Origin of the sequence: Streptomyces spiroverticillatus (assembly GCA_014650415.1) — a bacterium.
In the GTDB taxonomy this organism is placed as follows: domain Bacteria; phylum Actinomycetota; class Actinomycetes; order Streptomycetales; family Streptomycetaceae; genus Streptomyces; species Streptomyces spiroverticillatus.
Genome location: BMUX01000002.1, coordinates 451,225 through 475,602 on the forward strand (window position 1 = coordinate 451,225; position 24,378 = coordinate 475,602).

Annotated in this window: 24 protein-coding genes; 9 read left to right on the top strand and 15 right to left on the bottom strand. The window is 71.2% G+C overall.

Going from position 1 to position 24,378, the window contains the following annotated elements; all coding sequences use genetic code 11:
- Positions 1–21 precede the first annotated feature (21 nt).
- From pknB to IE269_RS06375, 3 genes are all read left to right on the top strand, one after another.
- Entirely contained in the window at positions 22–1,974 is a 1,953-nt protein-coding gene (gene pknB / locus IE269_RS06365) for a Stk1 family PASTA domain-containing Ser/Thr kinase (RefSeq protein WP_189821739.1), read from the top strand.
- 68 nt (positions 1,975–2,042) lie between these two features.
- Entirely contained in the window at positions 2,043–2,945 is a 903-nt protein-coding gene (locus IE269_RS06370) for a deoxyribonuclease IV (protein ID WP_189821740.1), read from the top strand.
- Positions 2,946–3,033: 88 nt separating this feature from the next.
- Positions 3,034–3,639 carry a DUF4396 domain-containing protein gene (locus IE269_RS06375; protein WP_189821741.1) on the top strand — a complete coding sequence of 202 codons (606 nt, stop codon included), beginning with the start codon at positions 3,034–3,036 and terminating at the stop codon, positions 3,637–3,639.
- 30 nt (positions 3,640–3,669) lie between these two features.
- Here IE269_RS06375 and IE269_RS06380 read toward each other — a convergent pair whose 3' ends face one another.
- Entirely contained in the window at positions 3,670–4,302 is a 633-nt protein-coding gene (locus IE269_RS06380) for a sulfite oxidase-like oxidoreductase (protein WP_189821742.1), read from the bottom strand.
- Between the two features lie 155 nt (positions 4,303–4,457).
- On the opposite strand from IE269_RS06380, the gene bfr reads away from it, so the two are divergent.
- A complete protein-coding gene (gene bfr / locus IE269_RS06385; protein WP_189821743.1) occupies positions 4,458–4,940 on the top strand; it encodes a bacterioferritin in 483 nt (160 codons plus the stop codon).
- Positions 4,941–4,970: 30 nt separating this feature from the next.
- Here bfr and IE269_RS06390 read toward each other — a convergent pair whose 3' ends face one another.
- From IE269_RS06390 to IE269_RS06400, 3 genes are all read right to left on the bottom strand, one after another.
- Positions 4,971–5,216 carry a (2Fe-2S)-binding protein gene (locus IE269_RS06390; RefSeq protein ID WP_189821744.1) on the bottom strand — a complete coding sequence of 82 codons (246 nt, stop codon included), beginning with the start codon at positions 5,214–5,216 and terminating at the stop codon, positions 4,971–4,973.
- Between the two features lie 149 nt (positions 5,217–5,365).
- A complete protein-coding gene (locus IE269_RS06395; RefSeq protein WP_189821745.1) occupies positions 5,366–6,718 on the bottom strand; it encodes a class II 3-deoxy-7-phosphoheptulonate synthase in 1,353 nt (450 codons plus the stop codon).
- A 42-nt stretch (positions 6,719–6,760) separates the two neighbouring features.
- Complete coding sequence (locus IE269_RS06400) at positions 6,761–8,035, bottom strand: glycosyltransferase family 2 protein (RefSeq protein ID WP_189821746.1); 1,275 nt, start codon at positions 8,033–8,035, stop codon at positions 6,761–6,763.
- A gap of 153 nt (positions 8,036–8,188) precedes the next feature.
- Between IE269_RS06400 and IE269_RS43715 the strand changes: the two genes are divergently transcribed.
- Positions 8,189–8,251, top strand: coding sequence for a trp operon leader peptide (locus IE269_RS43715; protein ID WP_368861143.1), 63 nt, complete (start codon positions 8,189–8,191; stop codon positions 8,249–8,251).
- A gap of 97 nt (positions 8,252–8,348) precedes the next feature.
- Complete coding sequence (locus tag IE269_RS06410; RefSeq protein WP_189821748.1) at positions 8,349–10,256, top strand: anthranilate synthase family protein; 1,908 nt, start codon at positions 8,349–8,351, stop codon at positions 10,254–10,256.
- A 60-nt stretch (positions 10,257–10,316) separates the two neighbouring features.
- On the opposite strand, the gene IE269_RS06415 is transcribed toward IE269_RS06410, so the two are convergent.
- The 5 genes from IE269_RS06415 to IE269_RS06435 form a co-directional block, all read right to left on the bottom strand.
- On the bottom strand, positions 10,317–11,324 hold the full coding sequence (locus IE269_RS06415; RefSeq protein WP_189821749.1) for a 2-hydroxyacid dehydrogenase: 1,008 nt from the start codon (positions 11,322–11,324) through the stop codon (positions 10,317–10,319).
- Between the two features lie 126 nt (positions 11,325–11,450).
- Positions 11,451–12,485, bottom strand: a complete 1,035-nt coding sequence (locus IE269_RS06420; protein WP_189821750.1) for a 6-phosphofructokinase — start codon at positions 12,483–12,485, stop codon at positions 11,451–11,453.
- An 86-nt stretch (positions 12,486–12,571) separates the two neighbouring features.
- Positions 12,572–13,282, bottom strand: a complete 711-nt coding sequence (locus IE269_RS06425) for a response regulator (protein WP_189821751.1) — start codon at positions 13,280–13,282, stop codon at positions 12,572–12,574.
- Positions 13,279–14,511 (bottom strand): MacS family sensor histidine kinase, encoded by a 1,233-nt coding sequence (gene macS / locus IE269_RS06430; protein ID WP_189821752.1) that lies wholly within the window; start codon positions 14,509–14,511, stop codon positions 13,279–13,281. The genes IE269_RS06425 and macS overlap by 4 nt, the downstream gene beginning before the upstream one ends.
- Positions 14,512–14,637: 126 nt before the next feature.
- A complete protein-coding gene (locus tag IE269_RS06435) occupies positions 14,638–15,438 on the bottom strand; it encodes a lysophospholipid acyltransferase family protein (RefSeq protein ID WP_229897812.1) in 801 nt (266 codons plus the stop codon).
- A gap of 279 nt (positions 15,439–15,717) precedes the next feature.
- Here IE269_RS06435 and IE269_RS06440 point away from each other — a divergent pair, with 279 nt between their 5' ends.
- Positions 15,718–16,497, top strand: a complete 780-nt coding sequence (locus IE269_RS06440; RefSeq protein ID WP_189821753.1) for an alpha/beta hydrolase — start codon at positions 15,718–15,720, stop codon at positions 16,495–16,497.
- Positions 16,490–17,092 (top strand): hypothetical protein, encoded by a 603-nt coding sequence (locus IE269_RS06445; RefSeq protein WP_189821754.1) that lies wholly within the window; start codon positions 16,490–16,492, stop codon positions 17,090–17,092. The genes IE269_RS06440 and IE269_RS06445 overlap by 8 nt, the downstream gene beginning before the upstream one ends.
- Positions 17,093–17,146: 54 nt before the next feature.
- Here the strand turns inward: IE269_RS06445 and IE269_RS06450 are convergent, their stop codons facing one another.
- The 6 genes from IE269_RS06450 to IE269_RS06475 all read right to left on the bottom strand — a co-directional run bounded on the left by IE269_RS06450 (position 17,147) and on the right by IE269_RS06475 (position 22,271).
- Complete coding sequence (locus tag IE269_RS06450; protein WP_189821755.1) at positions 17,147–17,926, bottom strand: endonuclease/exonuclease/phosphatase family protein; 780 nt, start codon at positions 17,924–17,926, stop codon at positions 17,147–17,149.
- A gap of 73 nt (positions 17,927–17,999) precedes the next feature.
- Complete coding sequence (locus IE269_RS06455) at positions 18,000–18,941, bottom strand: ROK family glucokinase (RefSeq protein ID WP_189821756.1); 942 nt, start codon at positions 18,939–18,941, stop codon at positions 18,000–18,002.
- Positions 18,942–19,018: 77 nt separating this feature from the next.
- Positions 19,019–19,519 (bottom strand): DUF5304 domain-containing protein, encoded by a 501-nt coding sequence (locus IE269_RS06460; protein ID WP_189821757.1) that lies wholly within the window; start codon positions 19,517–19,519, stop codon positions 19,019–19,021.
- A gap of 160 nt (positions 19,520–19,679) precedes the next feature.
- Positions 19,680–20,900 (bottom strand): ArsA family ATPase, encoded by a 1,221-nt coding sequence (locus IE269_RS06465; protein WP_189821758.1) that lies wholly within the window; start codon positions 20,898–20,900, stop codon positions 19,680–19,682.
- A gap of 47 nt (positions 20,901–20,947) precedes the next feature.
- Positions 20,948–21,394: an SRPBCC family protein gene (locus IE269_RS06470; protein ID WP_189821759.1), complete on the bottom strand. Its 447-nt coding sequence runs from the start codon at positions 21,392–21,394 to the stop codon at positions 20,948–20,950.
- Positions 21,395–21,494: 100 nt separating this feature from the next.
- The gene (locus tag IE269_RS06475; protein WP_189821760.1) at positions 21,495–22,271 is read right to left on the bottom strand and encodes a metallophosphoesterase family protein; all 777 of its coding nucleotides are present in this window, start codon (positions 22,269–22,271) and stop codon (positions 21,495–21,497) included.
- Between the two features lie 302 nt (positions 22,272–22,573).
- On the opposite strand from IE269_RS06475, the gene IE269_RS06480 reads away from it, so the two are divergent.
- Entirely contained in the window at positions 22,574–24,370 is a 1,797-nt protein-coding gene (locus IE269_RS06480; RefSeq protein ID WP_189821761.1) for an AMP-dependent synthetase/ligase, read from the top strand.
- Positions 24,371–24,378 lie beyond the last annotated feature (8 nt).

Consider the following 24,378-nt stretch of genomic DNA (forward strand, 5'->3'; position numbering starts at 1 on the left):
ACCGGCTCGTAGACTCCCTCCGTGGACACGACCCTCCAGGACCCCCTCGTCGGGCAGCTGCTCGACGGCCGCTACCGCGTCGAGGCACGCATCGCCGTCGGCGGGATGGCCACGGTCTACCGGGCCGTGGACACCCGCCTCGACCGCGAACTCGCCCTCAAGGTGATGCACCTCTCGCTGGCCGCCGACGCCACCTTCGTCGAGCGGTTCATCCGCGAGGCCAAGTCGGTGGCCCGGCTCGCGCACCCCAACGTGGTCGGAGTCTTCGACCAGGGCACCGACGGCGACTACGTCTACCTGGCGATGGAGTACATCGCGGGCTGCACCCTGCGCGACGTCCTGCGCGAGCGCGGCGCGCTCCAGCCCCGGGCGGCCCTCGACATCCTGGAGCCGGTGCTGGCGGCACTGGGCGCCGCGCACCGGGCCGGTTTCGTGCACCGCGACATGAAGCCCGAGAACGTCCTGATAGGGGACGACGGCCGGGTGAAGGTCGCCGACTTCGGTCTCGTACGCGCCGTGGACACGGTCACCAGCACCACCGGGTCCGTCCTCGGCACGGTCTCCTACCTGGCGCCGGAGCAGATCGAGCACGGCACCGCCGACACCCGTACCGACGTGTACGCGTGCGGTGTCGTCCTGTACGAGATGCTCACCGGTGCCAAGCCGCACTCCGGCGGCACACCGGCACAGGTGCTCTACCAGCACCTCAACGAGGACGTGCCGCCCCCGTCGGCCGCCGTGCCGGGGCTCGCGCTGGAGCTGGACGAGCTGGTGGCGAGCGCCACCGCGCGGCACCCCGACGCCCGTCCGTACGACGCGGTGGCGCTGCTGGGGCAGGCGCACGCCGCCCGCCTCGCCCTCTCGGACGCGCAGCTGGACGTCGTACCGCCGCAGGCCAAGGGGAGCGTGCCCACCGGTCCCGAGGAGCGCACCAGCGTCATTCCGCGCACCCCCGCGCCCGCCCCGGAGCACACGAACGTCCTGCCGCAGGTGCTGCCGGACGAGCGGCAGCACACCAGTCGGCTGGTGCGGCCGTTGCCGCAGGAGCCGGAGCCCGTACGACAGGGTCCGCGGCGGTCGGCGCCGTCGCGGCGCACGCTGGTGTCGCTGGTCGTCGCCGTCCTTCTGGTGCTGGGGGTGGGCACCGGGGTCTGGTACATCAACTCCGGGCAGTTCACCGAGGTTCCGCGGCTGTTGAGCAAGTCCGAGAAGGACGCCCGCAAGCAGCTCGGTGACGCGGGGCTCGACGTGAAGGGTGTGGAGCGGAAGTTCAGCGACACGGTCGCGCGCGGCGCCGTCATGGACAGCCGTCCGGCACCGGGCGAACGCATCCGGGTGAACGACGCGGTGACGCTGGTGCTCTCGCGCGGTCCGGAGATCGTGAAGGTGCCCGACCTCAAGAGGGTGCCGCTGGCGAAGGCCAGGCAGGAACTGAAGGAGGCGGGCCTCGCACCGGGCGTGGTGACCCGGGCGTTCAGCGAGGACATCCCGCTGGGCGCGGTGATCAGCACCGACCCGCAGGCCGGCACCGGGCGCTCCCCCGACTCCGCGGTCGCAATGGTGGTCAGCAAGGGGTCGCCGGTGGACATGCCGACGGTGACCGGGCGCAGCGTCGAGGAGGCCACCAGCACGCTCGAAGGGCTCGGCCTGAAGGTCGAGGTGGCCTCGGAGCAGGTCAACTCGCCCGCTCCGGCGGGCCAGGTGGGCCGTCAGTCGGTGCCTGCGGGCACCCGGCTCGGCCAGGGCGAGAAGGTCACGCTGACGGTCTCCAAGGGGCCGCGGATGGTGCCGGTGCCGGACGTGATCGGCAAGCAGGCGGACGAGGCGACCCGCATCCTCAAGGGCGCGGGCTTCCAGGTCGAGCTGGACCGGCCGATCTTCTCCTTCAGCAAGGTGATCGAGAAGCAGTCCGTGGCGGGCGGCCAGGAGGCCGCCGAGGGCAGCACGATCACCATCACCACGAAGATCCTCTAGCGCAGTAAGTACCTGTGCCAGGACGCCCCCGCGAGGGGCGTCCTGGGGGTGCGGCATCCTGGACGGTGATGAGCACCGCAGATACCCCCACCCAGTTCCCCGCCGACTTCCCGGCCTCCCGCAATCCGGTCGGCGGCCACGTCCCCGTCGCCGGCGGACTCGCCTCCACCGGTCTGCCGTACGCCCGCGAGATGGGCGCGGAGGCCGTGCAGGTCTTCGTCGCCAACCCGCGCGGCTGGGCGACCCCCGTCGGGAATCCGGCGCAGGACGAGCAGTTCCGCGAGGCCTGCGCCGCCGAGCGCATTCCGGCGTACGTCCACGCCCCGTACCTGATCAACTTCGGCTCGCACACGGAGGCGACCGTCGAGAAGTCCGTGGAGTCTCTGCGGCACTCGCTGCGCAGGGCCCGGGACATCGGTGCGCTGGGCGTCGTGGTGCACACCGGCTCGGCGACCGGCGGGCGCCCCCGCGAGGAGGCCCTGGCACAGGTGCGCACGCACATGCTGCCGCTGCTGGAGGAGCTGACGCACGAGGACGACCCGTTCCTGCTGCTGGAGTCCACGGCCGGTCAGGGTTTCTCGCTGTGCTCGCGGACCTGGGACTTCGGGCCGTACTTCGACGCCCTGGACCACCACCCGAAGCTGGGCGTCTGCCTGGACACCTGTCACATCTTCGCGGCGGGTCACGATCTCGCCGGGCCCGGTGGCATGAAGCAGACGCTGGACCTGCTGGTGGACACGGTCGGCGAGGGCCGCCTGAAGCTGATCCACGCCAACGACTCCAAGGACGTCACCGGCGCGCACAAGGACCGGCACGAGAACATCGGTGCCGGTCACATCGGCGAGGACCCCTTCCGGGAGCTGTTCTCGCACCCGGCGACGGAGGGAGTGCCGCTGGTCATCGAGACGCCGGGCGGCAAGGAGGGGCATGCGGCGGACGTGGCGCGACTGAAGGAGCTGCGCACGGTCTGAGGGATTCCCGAGACGCTTGAGGAATACCCCTGGGGGGTATACGGTTCCTGTCATCGACAGGGACCGCTACCTGAGTTGGGGGCACACCGTGCAGCACCACGAGGCACACGTTCACGGGGACCACGCGCAGCACGAGGGCCACGCCGGACACCCGCAGGGGCAGCACGCCGGACACGGGGACCACGCGGCACACGGCGACCACGCCGGGCACGAGGGCCACGCGCAGCACGGGCACGCCCACGGCATCGCCGGCGGCAAGGTCACCTGGCGCGCGGCCGCCCAGGCCACCCTGCACTGCCTGACCGGGTGCGCCATCGGCGAGATCCTCGGCATGGTGATCGGCACCGCGCTCGGCTGGGGCAACGTACCGACGATGATCCTGGCCATCGTGCTGGCCTTCTTCTTCGGTTACGCGCTCACCCTGCGCGGCATCCTCAAGGCGGGCGTCGACTTCCGTACGGCCTTCAAGGTCGCCCTCGCCGCCGACACCCTGTCGATCGCGGTGATGGAGCTGATCGACAACGGCGTGATCGCCTTCTGGCCCGGCGCGATGGACGCCCATCTGACCGACGGGCTGTTCTGGGCGGTGCTCGCGATCGCCCTCGGGGTCGCCTTCGTGATCACCACACCGGTGAACAAGTGGATGATCGGGCGCGGCAAGGGGCACGCGGTGGTGCACCAGTACCACCACTGAGCACCGCGCACGCAGGACGGCTCCGGGCTGCTACAGCTCGGGGCCGTCTCCCGGTTCCTCCTGGTAGGAGTAGCGCTGCTCACGCCAGGGGTCGCCGATGTTGTGGTAGCCGCGCTCCTCCCAGAAGCCGCGGCGGTCGGCGGTCATGTACTCGATGCCGCGGACCCACTTGGGGCCCTTCCACGCGTACAGGTGCGGGACGACCAGGCGCAGCGGAAAGCCGTGTTCGGCGGTGAGCAGGTCGTCGCCCTTGTGCGTGGCGAGGATGGTGCGCTCGTCCGTGAAGTCCTTGATGCGGATGTTGGCGCTGTAGCCGTACTCGGCCCAGACCATGACGTGCGTGACACCGGGGGCGGGCGGCGCGAGGTCCAGGATCGTACGGGCGGCAACGCCACCCCATTCGGCCCCCAGCATGCTGAATTTCGTGACGCAGTGGAGATCGGCGACGACGGTGTCGAAGGGGAGCGCCGAAAACTCTTCGTGGTTCCAGCAGTGCTTCTCGCCGTCCGCGGTCGCGCCGAAGACGCGGAATTCCCAGCGGTCGGGCTTGAACTTGGGGACGGGCCCGTAGTGGGTGACCGGCCAGCCGCGCTGCAGCCGCTGTCCCGGCGGAAGCTCGGAGTGCTCGATGTCGCGGTATTCCCGGCTTTCCGGCTGACCCATGTCATCCATGGTGACAGACCGCGAGGGGTGGTCATGACCGGGTCTGGGCCGATTCGGGCAACTCCTACTAAGGAGGCACTTACTGGACGGCCTCCGAGAACCGGTGCAAGGATGCGCGCAATCTGCCCGGTCCCCCCCCTGGAAGGAGCCCAGCGATGCAGGGCGACCCCGAGGTCATTGAATTTCTCAACGAGCAGCTGACCGCCGAACTGACGGCGATCAACCAGTACTTCCTCCACGCGAAGATGCAGGACAACTTCGGCTGGACCAAGCTCGCGAAGTACACGCGCGCCGAGTCCTTCGACGAGATGAAGCACGCGGAGATTCTTACCGACCGCATCCTCTTCCTCGAAGGGCTGCCCAATTACCAGCGCCTCTTCCACGTACGGATCGGCCAGACGGTCACCGAGATGTTCCAGGCGGACCGCATGATCGAGGTCGAGGCGATCGACCGGCTGAAGCGCGGTGCGGAGGTCATGCGGGGCAAGGGCGACATCACGTCGGCCAAGATCTTCGAGGACATCCTCGCGGACGAGGAGCACCACATCGACTACCTCGACACCCAGCTGGAGCTGGTCGAGAAGCTCGGTGAGCCGCTCTACATCGCCCAGCTGATCGAGCAGCCGAGCGAGGCCTGAAAGCCGCTCTCGCAGCCGTAGGGACAGGCCCTAGGCGGCTTCGTCGAGGGCGATCTTGTCCGGCTGGTCGGTGACGGCCGACAGCTCGCGCTGGGCGATCAGCTCGCGGCGCGGGCAGGCTCCCCGGCCCAGCAGGCCCTGGATCGTACGGACGCAGTTGCCGCAGTCCGTGCCGGCCTTGGTGACGGAGGCTATCTGGCGCGGGGTGCACGCTCCGGCGGCGGCGTGAGCCTTGATCTGCTGGTCGGTCACGCCGAAGCAGGAGCAGACGAACACGCGGACACCTCGATCCCACAGCCAGGCGATTCCTTGGTCAGGTAAACCTAACCTTACCCGTGGCGAGGTGTGGGGGAAACCCCCGGTACGCCAGTGGGGCCCGGATCACAGATCCGGGCCCCACTGCGCTGCGTTCGGACGCACCGTACTTACTGTGCGCGGTACATCTCCGCCACCAGGAACGCCAGGTCGAGCGACTGGCTGCGGTTCAGGCGCGGGTCGCAGGCCGTCTCGTAGCGCTGGTGCAGGTCGTCGACGAAGATCTCGTCGCCGCCGCCCACGCACTCGGTGACGTCGTCACCGGTGAGCTCGACGTGGATGCCGCCCGGGTGGGTGCCCAGACCCTTGTGGACCTCGAAGAAGCCCTTGACCTCGTCCAGGACGTCGTCGAAACGGCGCGTCTTGTGACCGGAGGCGGCCTCGAAGGTGTTGCCGTGCATCGGGTCGGTCACCCACGCCACGGTGGCACCGGAGGCGGTGACCTTCTCGACCAGCTCGGGCAGCTTGTCGCGGACCTTGTCGGCGCCCATGCGGACGATGAAGGTCAGCCGGCCGGGCTCGCGGTCCGGGTCCAGCTTGTCGATGTAGCCGAGCGCCTCGTCGACGGTGGTCGTGGGGCCGAGCTTGATGCCGATCGGGTTGCGGATCTTCGAGGCGAACTCGATGTGCGCGCCGTCCATCTGACGGGTGCGCTCGCCGATCCAGACCATGTGGCCGGACACGTCGTAGAGGTTGCCCGTGCGCGAGTCCACGCGGGTCAGCGCCGACTCGTAGTCCAGCAGCAGCGCCTCGTGGGAGGCGTAGAACTCCACCGTGCGGAACTCCGCCGGGTCGGTCCCGGCGGCCTTCATGAAGTTCAGCGCGTTGTCGATCTCGCGGGCGAGCTGCTCGTAGCGCTGGCCGGACGGCGAGTTCTTCACGAAGTCCTGGTTCCAGGCGTGCACCTGGCGCAGGTCCGCGTAACCGCCGGTGGTGAAGGCGCGCACGAGGTTGAGGGTGGACGCCGAGGCGTTGTACATCCTCTTGAGGCGCTCGGGGTCCGGGACCCGGGCCTCCTCGGTGAAGGCGAAACCGTTCACCGAGTCGCCCCGGTACGTCGGCAGGGTGACGCCGTCACGGGTCTCGGTGCCCTTGGAGCGCGGCTTGGAGTACTGGCCGGCGATCCGGCCCACCTTGACGACGGGCACGGACGCGGCGTACGTCAGCACGGCGCCCATCTGGAGGAGGGTCTTCAGCTTGTTGCGGATGTGGTCGGCGGAAACGGCGTCGAAGGCCTCCGCGCAGTCGCCGCCCTGGAGCAGGAACGCCTCGCCCTTGGCGACGGCTCCCAGTCGGGCGCGCAGCTGGTCGCACTCGCCCGCGAAGACGAGTGGCGGATACGATTCGAGGTCCGCGACAACATCGCGCAGCGCCTCGGCATCGGGGTACTCGGGCTGCTGCGCCGCAGGAAGGTCGCGCCAGGTGTTGCCACCCTTGAGGGTGGTCTTCGCGTTCACGGTCACCCGGCCAGCCTACGGGGTGTACAAGGGTGCTCCGCGCAACGCTCACAAGCTGAGACGGCGCGTCCACTTCCAGTGGCCGGGAACCTTCAGGGTCGCGCCGGGCCTGCCGTCCTCGGCCCCGGCCAGCGGCACGCGCGCGCTGAACGGCGCGTCGGCCACCCGCAGGGCCAGTTCCCACTCCCCCGGTTCCGCGGCTCCCAGCGGTGCCGACAGGGTGAACCGGTCGCCCGCGTGCCGGGTGATCCGCAGGCCTTCGAGTACGACGCTGCGCTCGTCCCGCACCAGCAGCAGGTCCAGCTCCGCCTGCGCCGGGCAGCCGGGCAGGGTCACCGCCGCGGTGACGTGCGGAGCGAACAGGGGGCGCCGGGTGACGGCGACACGGGCGTCCGCGCCGAGCCGGTGGCGGCGGGCGCCGACGTCGAGGTTGAGGTGGTGGTGCGGCACGGAGGCGTAGACCGTCGCCGGGACGACGGGGGTGGCGCCGCCGCCGGTGAGGTGCGGGACGGGCTCGGGGAGGTCGTCCGGCGCGCACAGCCAGGCGGTGCGGGTGAGGCCGCCGGCGGTGACCCGGATCCGCAGGGTCCAGTTGCCGTCGGCGAGCGGGCCCCGGACGCCGTCGGCGCGCGCCGGGTCGGGCACGGCCGCGGGGTCGAGAACGGCCGAATAGCGCCCGACCGCGTCCCGGGCCGCGGTCAGTTCGATCTCCGTGCCGCCCACGCCGCCGTGGCGCAGCAGCAGCACGACCTCCTGGAGCGGTCCCTCGGTGTGGGTGAGCCCCGCGGTGCCCGACAGACGCAGGCGGCCGTCGCTCCAGCGCGGCAGTGCGGGCGTCTGGTGCACGACGACGCGGGCGGCGGCCGGGACGTCGTGGCCGGCCGGGTAGTGGCAGACGCGGTCGACGGCGACGGTGACGCTCTCGCCGTCCGAGGGGGCGCTCCGGCGCAGGACGCAGGCTTCGCCGTCACCGGCGCTGCGGCCGTGCGCCTGGTCCGCGCCGCTGTCCTCGGCCGCCGCCACCAGGTGCTCCAGGGCGTCGGGGGCGAGGCGGTCGGCGGGGTCGAGGAGCAGGACGTACGCGCCCTGTGCGTGGCGGGACTCGTGCTCCTGCGCGGACTCCGTGACGACGCGTATCTGCGTCCGGTGCGGTGCGAGCGCGGTCACCCAGTCGGCGCCGGGGCCCTCGCCCCGTACGACGGCGACCACATCCACCTCTCGCGGCGCGAGCGTCTGGGCGAAGAGCGACGAGAAACAGCCGTCCAGCAGGGTGGGGTCCGCGTCGCCGGGCACCGGGACGATCACGCTGACACGAGGAGCCACAGAGCAACACCTTCCGAGGGCCGGGCCACCCTCGTACCGGTAGTGCGCGGGTCCGCCTTGGCGAAACATAAGGCCCGGAAGCCCCTGTTGAGGAGAGTTTTCGAACAATTGAGTTGCGGGCGTGCGGTCCGTGCGTGGGGTAGGGTGCGGCACATGTTCGCGCAGAAGACCCAGATCCAGAACTGGTGGTGGACCGCTCATCCGGCGGCCCACTGATCGCGCGTACATCCACTGACGCAGAGGCCGCCCCAGGAGGGCGGCCCTTTCTGTTTCCCGGCCGTTCCTCCGGCTCCACACCCGGAAGGAACCCCCGATGTCTCTCCCCCACTCCGTGCTGTCCCGTCTCCTCGACGACGACTGCCCGCCCTTCGCACTGCTGCGCCGCCGCACTCCCGGACGCGACCTGGACACCGTCGAGGTGCTCATCGGCGCGGTGCACGAGGCCCAGCGGCTCGCCGACCTGCCGACCGGTGAAGACGGGCGTCCGGTGCTGGCGCTGATCCCGTTCCGCCAGATCAGGGAGCGCGGTTTCGACGTGCGCAACGACGGGACGCCGCTGAGCGTGCTGGTCGCGGACGAGACGCACGAACTCCCCCTGGAGGACGTGCTGTCCGCGCTTCCCTCGCACCGGGTCCGGGTGGAGGACGGCGGCTTCGACGTCGCCGACGAGGAGTACGCGAGGATCGTTCAACGAGTCATCGATTCGGAGATCGGCAGCGGTGAAGGGGCGAACTTCGTCATCCGGCGCACCTACACCGGTGCGATCCCCGGCTTCGGCAGGGCGGACGCGCTGGCACTGTTCCGGCGGCTGCTGGACGGGGAGCGGGGCGCGTACTGGACGTACGTCGTGCACACGGGCGAGAGGGTGCTGGTGGGCGCGAGCCCCGAGGTGCATGTGCGGATGTCCGGCGGGACGGTCGTGATGAACCCCATCAGCGGCACCTACCGCTACCCGGCCGGTGGCCCCACCCCCGACGACCTGCTGGACTTCCTCGCCGACCCGAAGGAGACCGAGGAGCTCTCGATGGTCGTCGACGAGGAGCTGAAGATGATGTGCACCGTCGGCGACATGGGCGGTGTGGTCGTCGGCCCGCGCCTGAAGGAGATGGCCCACCTCGCGCACACCGAGTACGAGCTGCGCGGGCGCAGTTCCCTGGACGTGCGGGAGGTGCTGCGCGAGACGATGTTCGCCGCGACGGTGACCGGTTCGCCGGTGCAGAACGCGTGCCGGGTGATCGAACGGTACGAGCCCCTCGGGCCGGACGGTGTGGGGCGCGGCTACTACGCGGGGGCACTGGCGCTGCTGGACCGCGACGCCTCCGGGGCACAGACCCTGGATTCGCCGATCCTCATCCGTACCGCCGACATCTCCCCGGACGGCCGGCTGCGGGTGCCGGTCGGCGCCACGCTCGTACGGCACTCGGACCCCGCGTCGGAGGTGGCCGAGACGCACGCCAAGGCGGCGGGCGTGCTGACGGCTCTGGGGGTACGTCCCGGACGCCCCCGGGACGAGGCCGTGCGGCCCCTGCTGGCGGAGGACGCGCGGGTGCGGGCGGCGCTGGACGGGCGGCGGGCGGGGCTCTCGCCGTTCTGGCTGCGGATGCAGGAGCGGGAGCGGACGCTGACGGGGCACGCCCTGGTGGTGGACGCGGAGGACACCTTCACGGCGATGCTGGCGCACGTACTGCGCTCGTCGGGACTGGAGGTCACCGTGCGGCGCTTCGACGAACCGGGGCTGCGGGAGGCCGCGCTGGCGCACCGGGGGCCGGTGGTGCTCGGCCCCGGGCCCGGGAACCCGGAGGACGCGGCGGACCCGAAGATGCGGTTCCTGCGGGCGCTCACGGCGGACCTGCTGAGCGGGCATGCGCACGGGGTGCTCGGGGTGTGCCTGGGGCACGAGCTGATCGCGGCGGAGCTGGGGCTGCGCATCGCGCGCAAGGAGGTTCCGTACCAGGGGGCGCAGGAGCGGGTGGTGCTCTTCGGGGTGCCGGAGACGGTCGGGTTCTACAACAGCTTCACGGCGGTGTGCGACACGGCGGAGGCGACCGAGCTGGCGGCGCACGGGGTGGAGGTCTCCCGCAACCACGGCACCGGGGAACTGCACGCACTGCGGGGGCCCGGTTTCGCCTCCGTGCAGTTCCATCCGGAGTCGGTGCTCAGTCTGCGCGGTGCGGCAGTGGTGACACGGCTGCTGGAGGCGTTCGTGCCGACAGGGGTGTGAAGGCCGACAGGGGTGTGAAAGCCGACGGGGGTGCGAGACCGGCGCCCCCGCACACCCCGCTCAGTCCGAGGCGGCGGGCACCAGGACGTTGTCGCTGCGGCGGCCGGCCAGGAAGTCGCCGACGTTCTGCACGGTCGCGTCGATGATCTGCTCCAGGGCGTCGACCGTGTAGTACGCCTGGTGCGAGGTGACCAGGACGTTGGGGAAGGTAACCAGGCGGGCCAGGGTGTCGTCCTGGACGACCTCCAGGGACTTGTCGAGGAAGAACAGGCCCGCCTCCGCCTCGTACACATCCAGGCCCACCCCGGCGAAGCGCCCTGCGCGCAATTCGTTCACCAGGGCCTCCGTGTCGACGAGGCCGCCCCTGCTGGAGTTCACCAGGATCGCGTCGTCCTTCATGGCGCGCAGGGCGGAGGCGTCGATGAGGTGGCGGGTGCTGGGCAGCAGCGGCACGTGCAGGCTGATCAGGTCGGCGGAGGCGAGGAGGTCGTCCTTGTCGACGTACTCCATGCCCATGTCCACGCACTCCGGGTTCGGCGCCACGTCCCAGCCGAGCAGGTGCATGCCGAAACCGTGGGCGATCCGGGTGAACGCCTCGCCGATCTTGCCGGTGCCGACGACGCCGACGGTGCGCCCGCGCATGTCGCGGCCGAGGAGGCCGTCGAGACGGAAGTCGAAGTCGCGGGTGCGGCCCGCCGCGCGCACCACACGGCGGTTGACGGCCATCGCGAGGGTCCAGGCGAATTCGGCGACGGAGAAGGGCGAGTAGTACGAGACGCGGGCGACGGTGAGGCCCAGCTCGCGGGCCACGTCCAGGTCGATGTTGTTGAAGCCGGTGGAGCGCTGGGCGATCATCCAGGTGCCGCCTGCGGCAAGGGTGCGCAGGACGCGGGCGTTGAGGTCGGCGTTGACGCTGGTGCTGATGATCTCGTGCCCGGCGGCGATGGGGGCGGTGTCCTCGGTGAGGAAGACCTTGAGGCAGTGCGCCTCGCCCAGAGCGGCGTCCGTGAAGGCCTTCTCGATCAGCGGCTGCTCGTCGGCCTGCACGCCGAATGCCAGAATTTTCACTGAATTCCCCAGTCGCGAGTGACTTGGCACGGATTCAGCAAATATCGCCGATTCGGGCGCACCCAGCCACTCGCGGCCGCGCAGGGGGGCTACGCCACGCACGAGGTCCCGGCCGCGCACGGGCTCTCAGCCGAAGAAGACCTCCGCCTCCGCATACATCTCCGGCGGCACCGTCTTCAGCTTCGCCGTGGCCTCCCCGATCGGCACCCGCACGATGTCCGTGCCCCGGAGCGCCACCATCGTCCCGAAGTCCCCGTCGTGCACCGCGTCCACCGCGTGCAGCCCGAAGCGGGTGGCCAGCCACCGGTCGAAGGCGCTCGGCGTGCCGCCCCGCTGGACGTGCCCGAGGACGGTCGTGCGGGCCTCCTTGCCGGTGCGCTTCTCGATCTCCTTGGCGAGCCACTCCCCCACGCCCGACAGCCGTACGTGCCCGAAGGAGTCCAGGGTGCCGTCCTTGAGCACCATGTCCCCGTCGCGCGGCATCGCACCCTCCGCGACGACCACGATGGGAGCGTACGAGGAGCGGAAGCGCGAGGTGATCCAGCCGCACACCTCCTCGACGTCGAAGCGCCGCTCGGGCACCAGGATGACGTTGGCGCCTCCCGCCAGCCCCGAGTGCAGGGCGATCCACCCGGAGTGGCGCCCCATCACCTCCACCACCAGCACCCGCATGTGGGACTCGGCGGTGGTGTGCAGCCGGTCGATGGCCTCGGTGGCGATGGAGACGGCGGTGTCGAAGCCGAAGGTGTAGTCGGTGGCGGAGAGGTCGTTGTCGATGGTCTTGGGCACGCCGACGCACGGGATGCCGTATTCGCCGGACAGCCGGGCGGCGACCCCGAGGGTGTCCTCACCGCCTATGACGACGAGCGCCTCCACCCCGCGCCGGGCGAGGGTCTCCCTGATGCGCCGCACGCCCTCCTCGCCCTCGGCGAGGGGGTTGGTGCGGGAGGAGCCGAGGATGGTGCCGCCGCGGGGCAGGATGCCGCGCACGGCGGCGACGTCCAGGGTCATGGTGCGCTGGTCGTCGAGCACCCCGCGCCAGCCGTCCCTGAAGCCCACGAACTCGTACCCGTAGTCCCGCACTCCCTTGCGGACGGCGGCGCGGATGACCGCGTTGAGCCCGGGACAGTCGCCGCCCCCGGTCAGAACTCCGACTCGCATGACGTGTCCCTTCGCCGCTGCCGGGCACTGGAACACACCACGCTAGAGCGGGCCGCCGGGGGCGTCGAGAGTGCGTCCGATCCGTCTCAGGAGCCGTCGAGGCCGCGCTCTATGGCGTACCGCACCAGTTCCACCCGGTTGTGCAGCTGGAGCTTGCCGAGGGTGTTCTGCACGTGGTTCTGCACGGTGCGGTGCGAGATGACCAGCCGTTCCGCGATCTGCTTGTACGAGAGTCCCTTGGCGACCAGTCGCAGCACCTCCGTCTCCCGGTCGGTGAGCTGCGGGGCACGCGGCTCGTCCGGGGCGGCGGGCGCCGGGTCGGAGGCCAGCCGGCGGTATTCGCCGAGCACCAGCCCGGCGAGACCCGGGGTGAAAACCGGGTCACCGACGGCGGTGCGAGAAACGGCGTCCGTGAGCTCCTGCGTGGACGCCGACTTCAGCAGGTAGCCGGTGGCACCGGACTTCACCGCCTCCAGAACGTCGGCGTGCTCGCCGCTCGCGGAGAGCACCAGGACGCGCAGCTCCGGGTCGGCGCCCACCAGTTCGCGGCAGACCTGCACGCCCGGCATGCCCGGCAGGTTCAGATCGAGCACCAGCACCTGCGGCGAGACCGCCTGTGCGCGGCGCACGGCCTGCGGGCCGTCACCGGCGGTGGCGACCACGTCGAACCCGGCGGCGGCCAGGTCGCGGGCGACGGCGTCACGCCACATGGGGTGGTCGTCGACCACCATCACACGCACCGACTGCCTCTGTTCCTCTGTCACTTCAGTCGCTGCTTCCGTGCTCTGTTCGTTCATCGTTTCGCCTTCCCCCGTGGAACCTTCAGTTCTACTTCCGTGCCCTGTCCCGGGACCGAGAGCAGTTCGGCGCTCCCGCCCAGGTCCCGCAGCCTGCCGCGGATCGACAGGGCGACGCCGAGGCGTCCCTCCCCCTCGGCCTGCGCAAGCCTGCCCTCCGGGATGCCGGGACCGTCGTCCCGTACGGTCACGATCACTTCGCCCGGCTCGTCCTCGACCAGGATCCAGGCCTGGGCGCCGTCGCCGGCGTGCCTGCGCACATTGTCCAGGGCGGCGCTGACGGCCGCCGCGAGCTCCAGGGCGGCGGCGGGCGGCAGCAGCACCGGCGCGCCGGGCTCGGCGAAGGAGACCTTCGCCCCGGCGTGCGGGGCCAGCAGCGCGCGCAGATCCACCGGCCCGCTGTCCTCCCGTACGTCTCCTGCGCCGTCGGGGGCGTCCACCTCCACGACGCGTACCACCGCCCCCTGGGAGGCCTCCTCGGAGGCCCGCATGGTGGGCACCAGGCCGCTGGAGACGAGGGTGCGCAGGGCGACCTCCTGCTCGCCGGCCATGCGGCCCAGTTCGGCCGCCTCGCCGCCCAGCGCGGTGCCCCGGCGCTGCACCATGGCGAGCACCTGGAGGACGCTGTCGTGGATGTCGCGGGCGAGGCGCTCGCGCTCCCTGGTCGCGGCCTCGATCTCCAGGGCGCGCGCGAGGGTGGCCTCCGACGCACGGGCCACCTCGACGACGTAACCGATGGCGATGGAGGCGACCCACACCAGGAGCACGTTGTGCAGGGTGTCCCTGCTGGGCGTGCCGCGCTCCACCAGGTTGGCGGCAGCCACCAGGGAGGAGGCGAAGGCGGCCCAGCGCCAGCCGCCCTTGATGGCGTACGCGAGCACCGAGCCGGCGGTCCATATCGTCGGCAGGGTGGGCCCGTCGATCAGCTGCGCCTCGAAGTTGGCGAGCGGGGTGAGCAGGATGCCCACCAGGGCGACGGTGAGGTCGGCGACCAGGAAGCCCTTGGTGCAGCTGGCGGCGTTCGCCACCCTGGGGAGCGTGGCGAGCGTCCAGACGGCCATCACCGAGAGGTAGGAGATCGCCACCCAGGGGCGCTCGAACTCCTCCCGCGTGAAGACGTACAGCAGCACCGCGTACAGCATCGTCAGGACGCGGTAGCCGGTGAGCGCGCGCCACAGCGGCTGCTCGACCGACATCCGTACGACCCGCGAGCGCTGGGTCTTGGCCATTTTCCCCACCCCTGGACGGAAGACCTCTGCGCAGACCCCTGCGAAGAGGTCTGCGCAGAGGTCCTCGTGAACCTCTGCGCAGACTTTCCCACGGACGACGCCGTGGGCCCCCGGAACGTTCCCCGCTTACGCGGAACGTTCCTCCTTCGCAATCTTCTCGGCCTTCTGCGCCTTCTCCAGCTCCGCCTGGGCGGCCTTCTCGGCCTTTTCGAGTTCCGCCTTCTCCGCCTTGGCGGCCTTCTCGGCCTCGGCGATCTGCCGCTTGGCGGCGGTGGCGTAGATGTCGACGTACTCCTGGCCGGAGAGCTTCATGATCTCGTACATGACCTCGTCGGTCACCGAGCGCAGGATGAAGCGGTCGCCGTCCATGCCCTGGTAGCGGCTGAAGTCGAGCGGCTTGCCGATCCGGATGCCCGGGCGCATCAGCTTCGGGACGACCTTGCCGGGCGGCTGGATCTTCTCCGTGTCGATCATCGCGACGGGGATGACCGGGGCGCCGGTCGCCAGCGCCACGCGCGCGAGGCCGCCGGGCTTGCCGCGGTAGAGACGTCCGTCCGGGGAGCGGGTGCCCTCCGGGTAGATGCCGAAGAGGCCGCCGTTCTCGATGACCTCGATGCCCGCCTTGATCGCCGCGTCGCCGGCGCCGCGCGCACCGGAGCGGTCCACCGGGAGCTGGCCGACGCCCTTGAAGAAGGCTGCGGTGAGCTTGCCCTTCACACCGGGGGTGGTGAAGTACTCCGCCTTGGCGATGAAGGTGACCTTGCGGTCCAGCACGGCGGGCAGGAAGAAGGAGTCCGAGAACGACAGGTGGTTGCTCGCGAGGATCGCCGGCCCGTCGGCGGGAATGTTCTCCAGGCCCTCCACCCAGGGCCTGAAGGCGAGCTTCAGGGACCCTCCGATGGAGAACTTCATTGCGCCGTAGATCAACGTGTGCCTTCCCTTGTCTGTCGAAAAGACCATAACCCGCGTCCGGCCTGCGCTCTCGTGGGTGGGCCGGACGGCCGTCCCGGTGGCCCGTACGGCGCACGTCCTCTCCCGGTCGCAGGGGCGACGGATCTGGTCGGTGTCAGTCCGGTCGCGTACGGTGAAGTCACCCTCAGTACCCGTTGTGCGGTGCCCTCTCCCGGGGGCGCCGGTGGGTGCCCTTTCCCTCGGGGCGTCCGTTGTGCTTGCCGTCCCGTCCTTCCTCACGAACAGGAGACCCCGGTGCCGGTCCTCCCTGGAGCCGAGCCGTTCCACCACGAAGGCGGAGAGGTGGGCGTCCTCCTCTGCCACGGCTTCACCGGTTCCCCCCAGTCGCTGCGCCCCTGGGCCGACCACCTGGCGGAGCGGGGGCTGACGGTGTCCCTGCCGCTGCTGCCCGGCCACGGCACCCGCTGGGAGGACATGCAGGTCACCGGCTGGCAGGACTGGTACGCCGAGGTCGACCGCGAACTGCACGCCCTGCGCGAGCGGTGCTCGCAGGTCTTCGTCTTCGGCCTGTCCATGGGCGGCGCGCTCACGCTGCGCCTGGCCGCCAAGCACGGCGACGCGGTCAGCGGCATCGTCCTGGTCAACCCGGGCAACAAGGTGCACGGCCTGGCCGCCCACGCCCTGCCGGTGCTCCGGCACTTCGTACGGACGACCACGGGCGTGGCCGACGACATCGCGCTGGAGGGCGCGCACGAGGTCGGCTACACCAAGGTGCCGCTGCACGCCGCGCACTCCCTGCGGAATTTCTTCCGCCTGGTCGACGGTGAGCTGCCGCAGGTCACGCAGCCGATGCTGCTGCTGCACAGCCCGCAGGACCATGTGGTGCCGCCCGCGGACTCCGCCCGGATCCTCAGCCGGGTGTCGTCCACCGACGTCACCGAGATCCTGCTGGAACAGAGCTACCACGTGGCGACGTTGGACCATGACGCGGAGCGGATTTTCGACGAGAGTTACGCGTTCATCGGCCGCCTCGCTCCGAGCGTCGGGAAGAAGGGGAGCACTGCTGGTGGCTGAACACAACGCGGAGCGCGCGGACCGCGAGGAGGAGCGGGAGCCGGAAGCCGTCACGGAGGGCGTGAAGGACGACGCCGCCACTCCTCTGGACGAGGCCGCCGTCTGGGAGGCGATCGTGGCCGGTTACGGGGACGAGCCGCCGGACCCGCCGGGGGCCAAGCCCTTCAAGTCGGTGGACGATCTGGCGCGGCTGGAGGAGGGGGTGAACGGCGACCGGACCTCCTCGGACGCGGCGGACGTACGGCCGCTGGGCAGCTCGATCACCTTCGCCCCCGGTGTCGGCACGGCCGGGCCGCGGGACTTCGCTCCGGCGGAGCCCAAGGACGACGACCTGGACGACTCCGACGAGGGGCATTTCGTGCCGCCGGACCCGGAGCTTCCGGAGGCCGACGTCACGTCGAAGTTCGCCTGGCTCGCGGTGATCGGCGGGCCGGTGCTGATGCTGCTCGCGGTGCTGCTGGGGTGGGACATGACCTGGTGGCTCCAGGTCCTGGGCATCGGCGGCTTCCTGGGCGGGTTCGCGACGCTGGTGGGGCGGATGACACGGGACTCCGACGAGGAGGACGAGGACCCGGGGCGGGGCGCGGTGGTCTGACCCGCCCGCAGGCGTGCACGGCGAAGGGCCGTCCCCGGGACCGGGGGCGGCCCTTCAGGTGCTCGCGGGGATCCGCAGCGCCGCCAGTACCGGCAGGTGGTCCGTCGCCGCGCGGACGTCCGCGTCCGGGAGCGGTGGCACGCCGCAGCCCAGCACCTCCACCCCCCGCGTCGCGAAGATCGCGTCGATGCGCTGGTGCGGGGTCGCCGGTTCGGAGGTGTACTCGCCGCCCCACGGGGCCACCGCCCAGCAGTCCTGGAGCTCGCCCGCCAGCAGGCGGAAGGACGCGCCGTCCGGGCGGTCGTTCAGGTCGCCGCCCGCGATCGCGTGCGTGACGCCCATCCCGGCGAGCTGTTCCAGGAGCAGGCCCGCCTGGGTGCGGCGTTCGTCGCCCTGGAGGCTGAGGTGGCAGCTCAGCACCCCCAGGCGCGCACCCCCGACCCGTACGACCGCTGTCGCGAAGCCCCGCTGGTGCAGTCCCGGGGTGCGCGGCAGCAGCACGTCCTCGGTGCGTTCGACACTCGCCCGCAGGGAGCACATGAGGAGCGGGCCCGCCGCCGTGGCGCCGCCGCTCAGCAGCACCAGGTCGCTGTGGGCCGCCAGCCAGGCGGCCTTCTTGCGCCAGCGGAAGAAGCGGGGGGCCTCCTGGATCAGTACGAGGTCGGGCGCGCAGGCCCGGATCACGCGGGCCAGTGCCTCGCGGTCGTCGCGCATGGAGCGGATGTTGTAGCTGAGGACACGGACGACGGCCGAGCCGTCGGGCTCCGTACGGGACGGGGGCAGCGGGTCGATCACCGAGCGGTCCGAGGGAGACAGGGGGTCCGACTGAGACATGCGGGTCAACATAGACCGGTGCCCGCCGTGTCCTGAAGAGGACGCGGCGGGCACCGGGCACACGGAGCGGGGCTCAGCCCTGGCGGGCGAGGTCCGCAGCGCCGACCAGACCGGCCTTGTTGCCGAGCTGGGCCGCCAGCACCTGCGCGTGCGGCCGCCACTGGCCGCCGATCAGCCAGCGCCGGAAGGACTTGCGGATCGGGTCCAGGACGAGTTCGCCCTCGTCGGAGACGCCGCCGCCGACGATGAAGGCGGACGGGTCGAAGAGCGAGGCCAGGTCGGCCAGGCCCGCGCCGGCCCAGCGGGCCAGCTCGCGGAAGGAGTCGACCGCGACCGGGTCGCCCTGCCGGGCGGCGGCGCTGACGTGCTTGCCCTCGATGCCCTCGACGGTGCCGTCGCCGAGGGAGAGCAGGATTTCGGCGTTCTCGGGGGTCGCGTTGGCGCGCTGGCGGGCGTAGCGGACGAGCGCGCGCCCGGAGGCGTACTGCTCCCAGCAGCCCTGGCTGCCGCAGCCGCACAGCAGACCGTCCGGGACGACCCGGATGTGGCCGAACTCGGCGGCCACGCCGAAGCGTCCGCGGCGCAGCTTGTTGCCGATGATGATGCCGCCGCCGAGACCGGTGCCGAGCGTGATGCAGATGACGTCGTCGTGGCCCTTGCCCGCGCCGAACTTGTACTCGCCCCAGGCGGCCGCGTTGGCGTCGTTCTCGACGACGACCGGCAGGCTCACGCGCTGCTCGACCTTGTCCTTGAGCGGCTCGTGGCGCCAGTTGATGTTCGGGGCGAAGAGCACGGTGGCGCGCTTGTCGTCCACATACCCCGCGGCGCCGATGCCGACGGCCTCGATCTGGTGGTTCTTGCTGACCTCGGAGACCGCCTTGGAGATGGCGTCGACCATTTCCTCGGGCGTCTGCGGTGTCTTCACCTTGTACGTTTCGAGGATCTGTCCCTCTTCGTCGACCACTCCGGCCGCGATCTTCGTGCCGCCGATGTCGACGCCGATGGTGAGTCCCATGTGTCCCTCAGTTTTAGGTCGAGCCCTGCGCGGAGCCGGAGACAGGCTCCCTCGGCCACCGTACCCGAGGAGGGGTCTCAGTCGAGGTCGATGTGTTCACCTTTTGAACGGTCGTCAGGGTCATCCGGACCGGATTGCGACGACTTGGCCGAATTGTCAGTGCGGTTCGGGGTCTTCGCGGCGTCCGATGCGTTTTGGGTCCAACGCTGCTCGTGCCCGGCCACGACGGACCGGTAGGCGGCCAGAAGTTCGTTGCCTGCCGCCGCCAGATGGTCGAAGACCTGCGGATTGCGCTCCACCACCGGCTCGACCACTGCCTTCGCCTGCTGAACGAACTGGTTGGCCACGCTCTGGGCGGCCATCCCGAACAGCGGCGACTGGAGGGAGGAGACCTTGTCCGCGACCGCGTCCATCAGCCTGCGCAGCTCCTCGGCGGCGGAACCGGTCTGCGGTCCGTACTGTGCGCGGCGGCGGGCCCTCTCGGCGGCGAGGTCCTCCTCGCACGCCGTCGCCCAGGCGTCGTCGTCGTACGCGTGGGCCGCGCCGGACTCGTCGGGGCGGTCGGTGGCTTCGCTCATGGCGCACTCCTGCGAGGCGGGGCGGGAAACGGGTCCGTACGCCCTCGACGTTACCCGAACAGCGGTACGCCGTTCAGGGCCTCGCCACCATGTGTACGCGGCCGGTCCAGCACCCGTACGCCGCCGCTCCGGCACCGCTGCCCAGGCACCCGTACGCCGCTCAACGCCCCTGCGGCCACAGCCCCGGGTCCGGTGTGAAGCGCACCCGCAGCACCCCGTCGGTGAGCGCCGCGCCGGAGACGGTGCACCGGCGCAGCGCCGACGGCAGCGGCAGCAGGCGCCGGAACGGTCCGACGGTGAGCACCAGTTCGTCCCCCCGGCGCACGAGCCCCAGCTCCTGCTTCGTGGCGCCCGGCAGCGGCAGGTGCCACACCAGTACGCCGTCCTCGGCGAGCCGGTCCTCGACGGTGTGCGCGGCGACAGGGGCGCCCGGGACCGGTGCGTGCGCGAGCCGCGCCAGTTCCTGCGGCCCGTGCGGTGCGCGTCCCAGGTGGGGCAGTTCTCGCACCTCAAAGAGGTGTGCGTTTTCGTGCACCTCTTTGAGGTGCGTCTGCTGCTCCGCCGAGAGGGCGGCCAGCCAGGGGTCCGGGGAGGCGGTGGGCAGCACCCGGTTGGCGACGACCGCGTCCAGGGCGAGTCCGTTCAGCGCCAGCCCCAGGCGCGCGGTGCGCAGCGCCTCGGCGGCTCCCGGCCCCGGCTCCACCACGAGCCGCACCGACAGGGCGGGGCTCTCCAGCACGGTCTGGGTGGTGGCGAGTTCGGCCTCCCAGCGGGCGGTGGTCTCGTACAGCCACTGCGCGGGCATCGGCACCCCGGCGAGCTGCGCCAGCATCGGGCGCAGGGAGCGTGCCGCCTGCCGCTCGGGCGGCAGCAGCCGCCGCAGGTAGCGGCGAAGCTGGGCGGGCAGGGCAAGGGCGGCCAGGGCGCTGTGCGTGGGCGGCATGTCGACGACGATCAGGTCGCAGGAGGCTGCGTCGGCCGCCGTCGTGCGCAGGGCGCGCAGCAGGGCGAAGGGTTCGCTGCCCGGGAGTTCGGTCAGCTCGTCGGCGTCCAGCGGGGAGGCGCCGAGCAGGTCCAGGGCGGTGCCCGCGCGCTCCTGGAGGGCGACCAGTTCCCGGCGGAAGTCGTCGGCGGCGTCGATGCGGGCGACCCGCAGCCCCGGTGCCGCCTCCAGAGGTGTGCGCGGGTCGCCGGGTATCGCCCCGGCGGGGAGCCCCAGGGCCGCGCCCAGGGTGTCGTCCCGGTCGGTGCCCAGGAGCAGCACGCGCGCACCGGCGCCGGCTGCGGCGAGGGCGGTGGCCGCAGCGACAGTGGTGCGGCCCGCCCCACCGGCCCCGGTGATCAGAACCGTGCGTACCGCGCCCGTGCCTACCGTGCTCACCTTCGTGCCCCCGCGTCCCCGTGCCCCTGTGCCTGTGGTCCGCCCGCTCAGCCCTTGGGGCCGGACTCGACGCGCTTCTTCAGGCCGGCCAGGGCGCGGTCGATGATGACCTTCTCCGCCTTGCGCTTGATCATGCCGAGCATGGGGATCTTGACGTCGACGGTGAGCCGGTAGGTGACCTCGGTGGCGCCGTTCGCGGCGGGCGCCAGGTGGTAGGAGCCGTCGAGGGAGCGCAGCATCTGCGACTTCACCAGGGTCCAGCTGACCTCGTTCTCGCCGGTCCAGGTGTAGGCGAGGGTGTGGTCGTCCTTGATGGCGCCGGCGTCGAGCACCAGGCGGACCTTCTCGGCGCGGCCGCGGTCGTCGGTGGCCAGCACCTCGGCCTCCTTCACCTCGCCCGTCCAGTCGGGGTAGCGGTCGAAGTCCGCGATCACACCCATGACGTCGGCCGGCGCCGCCTCGATGGTGATGCTAGAGCTGGTGTGTTCCGCCATCGCGATGGCTCCTCACGGTCCGGACTGGGGCTGGCTGACTGGTGTGTGCGGTGTGAAGGCTATCGCGACCGGCTCCTTCACCACTCCAGCACCCGGGCCGTCACCACTCCAGCACCCAGGGCCGTCCCGTCGACGCGAAGTGCCCGACGTTCACGCACTCGGTGGCGCCGATCCGCATCCGGGCCGCCAGCGGCTGGTGCACGTGCCCGAAGAGGGAGTACCGGGGCCGGGTCCTGCGGATGGCGTCCAGCAGGGCGCGGCTGCCGCGCTCGAACCGGCGCGCCACCGTGTCGTACACCAGCTCCGGGACCTCGGGCGGGATGTGCGAGCAGAGCACGTCGACCTCGCCGAGCGCCTCGACCTTGGCCGCGTACTCCTCGTCGCTGATCTCGAAGGGCGTGTTCATGGGGGTGCGCAGCCCGCCGCCGACGAAGCCGAAGACCAGGCCGCCGATCTCGACGCGCTGGCCGTCGAGCACCGTGGTGCCGGGGCTGACGGTGCCCGGTCCGGCGTACTCCGGCCACAGCGTCGGCATGTCGACGTTTCCGTACGTGGCGTACGTCGGCGTGGGGAAGGCGGCGAACAGCTCCGCGTACTGCTTGCGCACCGCCGCGAGGGTGGCCGCCTTGCGGTCGATGCCCTCCCACAGACTGCGGCTGAAGTCGCGCGCCTCGTCGAAGCGGCGGGCGGTGCGCAGCTCGACGATGCGGTCGGCGTTCGCGGTGCCGAAGAGGTCGGGGAAGATGCCGCGCGAGTGGTCGGCGTAGTCGAGGAAGAGCACGAGGTCGCCGAGGCAGACCAGGGCGTCCGCGCCGTCGCCCGCCCGGGCGAGGCCCTCGGCGTTTCCGTGCACGTCGCTCACCACATGAACTCGCATGCCGACCAGCCTAGAACCAGGCCCTGCCACTGAGCAGGGCCGGTCCGCGAGCCACCGGGATACGGCCGGACCTGCGGTTACTTCCGAGTCGCCCACAGCGTGGACTACTGTGCGCGAAGCACCGGCCGAACAGTGTGACGCAGCGTACATCTGGCCGGGACCCCCTATCGGGAACCGAGTACTGGTGGGTAACGTCCGGGCAGTCCAGTCGTGCTCATCCCCCACTGAGCACCTGCCCGACCTTGGACCGCAGCCGGCGACACGCTGACGTGGCGACCGGTGCCTGATGAGGAGCAGCAGTCTTGCGCGAGTTCAGCCTTCCGGCTCTGTACGAGGTCCCTTCGGACGGCAATCTGACGGATCTCATCCGCCGCAATGCCGCTCAGCACCCCCACACCGCGGTCATGGGCCGCAAGGTCGCGGGGACGTGGACCGATGTCACCGCCACCCAGTTCCTGGCCGAGGTGCGTGCCGCCGCCAAGGGTCTGATCGCCGCGGGCGTGGAGCCGGGCGACCGGGTCGGCCTGATGTCGCGCACCCGCTACGAGTGGGTGCAGCTGGACTTCGCGATCTGGAGCGCGGGCGCGGTCACCGTGCCGGTGTACGAGACCAGCTCCGCCGAGCAGGTGCAGTGGATCCTGGGCGACTCCGGGGCCGTCGCGGTGCTGGTGGAGGGCGAGGCCCACGCGGACGCCGTGGAGTCCGTACGGGAGCAGCTGCCCGCCCTCAAGCAGGTCTGGCAGATCGAGGCCGGGGCCATCGAGCAGCTGAACGCGCTCGGCGCGGACGTCTCGGACGAGACGGTGGACGAGCGCAGCGCGGTCGCCGGCGCCGACGACCCGGCCACCATCGTCTACACCTCCGGCACCACGGGCCGCCCCAAGGGCTGTGTGCTGACCCACCGCAGCTTCTTCGCGGAGTGCGGCAACGTGGTGGAGCGCCTGAAGCCGCTGTTCCGCACGGGCGAGTGCTCGGTGCTGCTGTTCCTGCCCGCCGCGCACGTCTTCGGGCGGCTGGTGGAGGTGGCGTCGGTGATGGCGCCGATCAAGCTGGGCTGCGTACCGGACATCAAGAACCTCACGGACGAGCTGGCGGCCTTCAAGCCGACGCTGATCCTCGGGGTGCCGCGCGTCTTCGAGAAGGTCTACAACTCGGCGCGCGCCAAGGCGCAGGCCGACGGCAAGGGCAAGATCTTCGACAAGGCCGCCGACACGGCGATCGCCTACAGCCGTGCGCTCAGCACGCCGCAGGGCCCGGCGTTCGGTCTCAAGCTCAAGCACAAGGTCTTCGACAAGCTGGTCTTCAGCAAGCTGCGCGCGGTGCTCGGCGGCAAGGGCGAGTTCGCGATCTCCGGCGGTGCGCCGCTGGGCGAGCGCCTGGGCCACTTCTTCCGCGGCATCGGCTTCACCGTCCTGGAGGGCTACGGCCTCACCGAGTCCTGCGCCGCGACCGCGTTCAACCCGTGGGACCGGCAGAAGATCGGCACGGTCGGCCAGCCGCTGCCGGGCTCGGTGGTGCGCATCGCCGACGACGGCGAGGTGCTGCTGCACGGCGAGCACATCTTCAAGGGGTACTGGAACAACCCCGCCGCCACCGCGGAGGCGCTCACCGACGGCTGGTTCCACACCGGTGACATCGGCACCCTCGACGAGGACGGCTACCTCGCGATCACCGGCCGCAAGAAGGAGATCATCGTGACGGCGGGCGGCAAGAACGTCGCCCCGGCCGTCATCGAGGACCGCATCCGGGCGCACGCGCTGGTCGCGGAGTGCATGGTGGTCGGCGACGGGCGCCCGTTCGTGGGCGCGCTGGTCACCATCGACGAGGAGTTCCTCGGCCGGTGGGCGGCCGAGCACGGCAAGCCCGCGAACTCGACGGCCGTCTCGCTGCGCGAGGACCCGGACCTGCTGGCCACCGTGCAGCGCGCGGTGGACGACGGGAACGCGGCGGTCTCCAAGGCGGAGTCGGTGCGCAAGTTCCGCATCCTGCCGACCCAGTTCACCGAGGAGGCGGGCCACATCACGCCGTCGCTGAAGCTGAAGCGGAACGTGGTGGCGAAGGACTTCGCGGACGAGATCGAAGCGATTTACGGCGCGTAGGCGAGGCC

Excerpts from the sequence above, each read along its gene's own strand:
- IE269_RS06410 (WP_189821748.1), top strand. The coding sequence starts at position 8,349 with ATGTCTCTCCCCCACTCCGTGCTGTCCCGTCTCCTCGACGACGACTGC.
- bfr (WP_189821743.1), top strand. The coding sequence starts at position 4,458 with ATGCAGGGCGACCCCGAGGTCATTGAATTTCTCAACGAGCAGCTGACC.
- IE269_RS06450 (WP_189821755.1), bottom strand. The coding sequence starts at position 17,926 with ATGTCTCAGTCGGACCCCCTGTCTCCCTCGGACCGCTCGGTGATCGAC.
- IE269_RS06460 (WP_189821757.1), bottom strand. The coding sequence starts at position 19,519 with ATGAGCGAAGCCACCGACCGCCCCGACGAGTCCGGCGCGGCCCACGCG.
- IE269_RS06420 (WP_189821750.1), bottom strand. The coding sequence starts at position 12,485 with ATGCGAGTCGGAGTTCTGACCGGGGGCGGCGACTGTCCCGGGCTCAAC.
- IE269_RS06470 (WP_189821759.1), bottom strand. The coding sequence starts at position 21,394 with ATGGCGGAACACACCAGCTCTAGCATCACCATCGAGGCGGCGCCGGCC.
- IE269_RS06370 (WP_189821740.1), top strand. The coding sequence starts at position 2,043 with ATGAGCACCGCAGATACCCCCACCCAGTTCCCCGCCGACTTCCCGGCC.
- IE269_RS06380 (WP_189821742.1), bottom strand. The coding sequence starts at position 4,302 with ATGGGTCAGCCGGAAAGCCGGGAATACCGCGACATCGAGCACTCCGAG.
- IE269_RS06425 (WP_189821751.1), bottom strand. The coding sequence starts at position 13,282 with ATGAACGAACAGAGCACGGAAGCAGCGACTGAAGTGACAGAGGAACAG.
- macS (WP_189821752.1), bottom strand. The coding sequence starts at position 14,511 with ATGGCCAAGACCCAGCGCTCGCGGGTCGTACGGATGTCGGTCGAGCAG.
- IE269_RS06475 (WP_189821760.1), bottom strand. The coding sequence starts at position 22,271 with ATGCGAGTTCATGTGGTGAGCGACGTGCACGGAAACGCCGAGGGCCTC.
- IE269_RS06455 (WP_189821756.1), bottom strand. The coding sequence starts at position 18,941 with ATGGGACTCACCATCGGCGTCGACATCGGCGGCACGAAGATCGCGGCC.